This is a genomic window from Pseudoalteromonas sp. Z1A8, assembly GCF_011378855.1.
In the GTDB taxonomy this organism is placed as follows: domain Bacteria; phylum Pseudomonadota; class Gammaproteobacteria; order Enterobacterales; family Alteromonadaceae; genus Pseudoalteromonas.
Genome location: NZ_WTLB01000106.1, coordinates 1 through 3389, shown reverse-complemented (window position 1 = coordinate 3389; position 3389 = coordinate 1). Strand labels below are relative to the sequence as shown.

The window sequence follows — 3389 nt, the reverse complement described above, 5'->3', positions numbered from 1 at the left end:
AGTTAGATTTAACACTCACTGATACCCTGGGCGATACGGTTGCTCCAAGTGCTATTCCTCAAGCGAGACAGCGCCTGAGTAGCCCTCTCTGTCAGACTCTGACTCTTATACACAAATAAATTAGGCTTCAATTGAACTTTATTTATATCAGTCGATCAGATCAGTTATAACGAAAAAACCGGTCGAGTTTAATTATTATGCTGATAAAAGATACTGAAAAATGGGCTAATCATTTGTTTAAACATGCTGAATTAGGTGATGAACGACGCACTAAACGCCTGGTAAAAATAAGTCATCAAATGGCGAGCAACACAGGAAGTTCTATTGTGAAAGCATCTGGCTCACAGGCCTCTATTGAAGGCGCATATCGCTTTCTTCGCAATGATAAAGTTGACGCAGATAACATCGCTACCGCCGGTTTGAATTCGCTGTTACCTGCAATAACGCTGTCAAACACAATCCTTGCGCTAGAAGATACATCAACATTGTGTTACCGACACAATGTGACTAAAGAGCTCGGACATACTGGCGCATATAAACAAAGCTCTTCTAAAGGGATGTTGGCGCACACCGTCCTTATGGTCGATGCAGAAACAGAGCGTACTATTGGCTTGGGTGCACAACATCGTTGGTGCAGAAAAGATGAAAACTTTGGTACCGCTAACGACAGAAAACGCCGCAAGTACGAAACGAAAGAAAGTTATAAATGGCAACGCTCGTCGGAAGAAATGAGTACCCGATTTGCAGATGTCATGGACAATATCATAAGCGTTTGTGATCGAGAATCTGATATGTTTGAGTATATTGATTATAAAACAATAAATAATCAACGGTTTGTAGTGAGGGCCAAGCATGAGCGGGTCGTGAATGCAGACGGCGATAAACTAAGTCCCTACATTGAAAATCAATCTAGCGAAGCTTCATATTCGGTTAAGATACAGCAAAAAGGAGGCCGAAAAGCACGTATTGCGAAAGTAGCTGTACGTTATGCTTGCATTACTATTTATCCGCCTAAAAAACACAAGAAACTTGGTGGTATGAATTTAACAGTAATAAGCTGCAACGAGATTGATCCACCAAGTGGAACAAGTCCTTTGTCGTGGAAATTGTATACAGGCGAACCGATAAATAGTGCTTCTGATGCACTAAAGATAGTTAGATTTTATGAACTAAGATGGCGAGTTGAAGAGTTCCATAAAGCGTGGAAGTCAGCGGGCACTCAAGTTGAGTCGTTTCGCATGCAAACGCGAAATAATCTAGAAAAGATCATTGTAATAACAGCATTTATTGCGGTGAGGCTTCTCCAATTACGCGAGCTTGTTGTCGATAAAGATAATGCAAAATCAATTGGTTGCGACAATTTTTTCAATCTTCTTGAATGGAAACTGTTGTGGTCAAAGACTGAAACTAAAAAAGCACCTAACACAACACCTTCATTACATTGGGCTTATTATGCACTTGCCAAATTAGGCGGGTGGCACAACAGCAAGCAAACAGGTGTTGTTGGTTGGGAAGCTTTATGGAAAGGTTGGTTTTCACTGAGCCAACTGCTAGAAGGCGCTCGATTCATGCAAGCGCAACAACAGGAGATGTGATCAAGAGACAGCTGTCAGACTAGTTGTCGCGCTTAATATTTAATCATTAAAATTAAGTAGAGGGCGTGGAAAAACAATGCCAATTTATTCAACGCAGCAAAAAGAGTCGGCTCTTCAGAAAATGATGCCGCCCAATAATATATCGATATCAAAATTGTCTATCGAAATGGGTATTGGTGAATCAACCTTGTATAATTGGCGAAAACAAGCAATTGATAAGGGGCATCTAGTGCCAGGTGATGGAAGTAATGCAGAGCAATGGTCTTCAGCAAACAAGTTCGCAGTTGTGCTGGAAACAGCGACGTTAAATCAAGCTGAATTGGCTGGATATTGTCGTAAGAAAGGACTTTATGCAGAACAAATAGCGGCTTGGCGCAGTGCTTGTATGGATGCTAACGCTAATGTAAAAGAGCAAGAGAAAGCCTTCACCATCGAAGCAAAGAAAGATAAAAAACAGATCAACCAATTAGAAAAAGAGCTACGCCGAAAAGATAAGGCGCTCGCTGAAACAGCAGCACTACTGGTGTTAAGAAAAAAAGCAAATGCGATCTGGGGGGAAGCCGAGGACGAATGATCCTCGACTCAGCTCGCATTCAAGCGGTTGAATTAATCAGTGAAGCGGTATTTTCTGGTGCAGCAAGGTTTAAAGCCTGTGCTGAGCTTGAAATTAGCGTAAGAACTTATCAGCGCTGGATTGTTGAAGGTGGCGTTAAAAGTGATGGAAGGCCAAGCGCTAATCGCCCTACACCTAAAAATAAGTTATCAAGCGAAGAACGAGACCATTTATTAGCTACTGTTAATAGTGATGAATTTAAAAGCCTACCACCTAGTCAAATAGTCCCTGCGTTGGCTGATAAAGGTGTTTATATTGCATCAGAGTCGACCTATTATCGTGTACTACATGAAGAGAAGTTACAGAATGCTCGTGGGCGTAGCCAAATTAAAGAGCGAAAAACACCAACAACGCATTGCGCGACAGGCCCTAATCAAGTGTGGTGTTGGGATATAACTTGGCTTCCAGGACCAGCCAAAGAGCTACATTTTTATCTGTATTTAATACTCGATATATTTAGCCGAAAAATTGTTGGATGGGAAATACATGATGAGGAATCGGCTGAGAACGCTTCGCGATTGATTAATAAAACGCACTTAAAAGAAGGCGTTAGAGATAGCCCGTTGGTGTTACATTCAGATAATGGTAGCCCAATGAAAGGTTCATCAATGCTTGAAACACTCCATAGTTTAGGTGTTGTATCTTCTTTTAGTCGACCACGAGTGAGTAATGATAACGCTTACGCATAATCAATTTTTAAAACGTGTAAGTATCGACCTGGTTATCCTTATAAAGGATTTTTAACAATAGAAGAAGCACGTGACTGGGTGCTTAAATTTAGTCATTGGTATAATTTTAACCACAAGCATAGTGGCATCAAATACGTTAGCCCACATCAGAGGCATTCTGGATTGGCGGGTGAAATATTGGCTAATAGAAAAGAGGTATATCAAGGTGCTAAGGATGCTCATCCTGAGCGCTGGAGTGGTAATGTTCGTAATTGGGATTTACCAAAAGAAGTGTACTTAAACCCTGAACAAGAAATCGTCAAAGCGGAGAGTGCATAACGTAGTGATCGCGACAACTAGTTTGACAAACACCGGTAGCGACCCCCTCCAAGCCTTATTTCACCTATGTGCAGCCCATTGGACACAAGAAGAAGATGCTGATGATACGTGGTATGGACTCCGGTTATTTTCTGTCGATGGAACGCAATTTCGTGCACCTGATACACCTGCTCT

1 protein-coding gene and 2 pseudogenes are annotated in these 3389 nt (G+C 41.5%); all 3 read left to right on the top strand.

Annotation, left to right across the window (positions count from 1 at the left end; genetic code table 11):
• The first annotated feature begins 197 nt into the window (after nucleotides 1-197).
• The gene (locus GQR55_RS19740; RefSeq protein ID WP_166421933.1) at nucleotides 198-1595 is read left to right on the top strand and encodes an IS4 family transposase; all 1398 of its coding nucleotides are present in this window, start codon (nucleotides 198-200) and stop codon (nucleotides 1593-1595) included.
• A gap of 76 nt (nucleotides 1596-1671) precedes the next feature.
• A pseudogene (locus GQR55_RS19735) lies at nucleotides 1672-3215 on the top strand (IS3 family transposase).
• A 40-nt stretch (nucleotides 3216-3255) separates the two neighbouring features.
• Nucleotides 3256-3389 (top strand): annotated as a pseudogene (locus GQR55_RS20280) (IS4 family transposase); the annotation flags it as partial.

Excerpts from the sequence above, each read along its gene's own strand:
- GQR55_RS19740 (WP_166421933.1), top strand. The coding sequence starts at position 198 with ATGCTGATAAAAGATACTGAAAAATGGGCTAATCATTTGTTTAAACAT.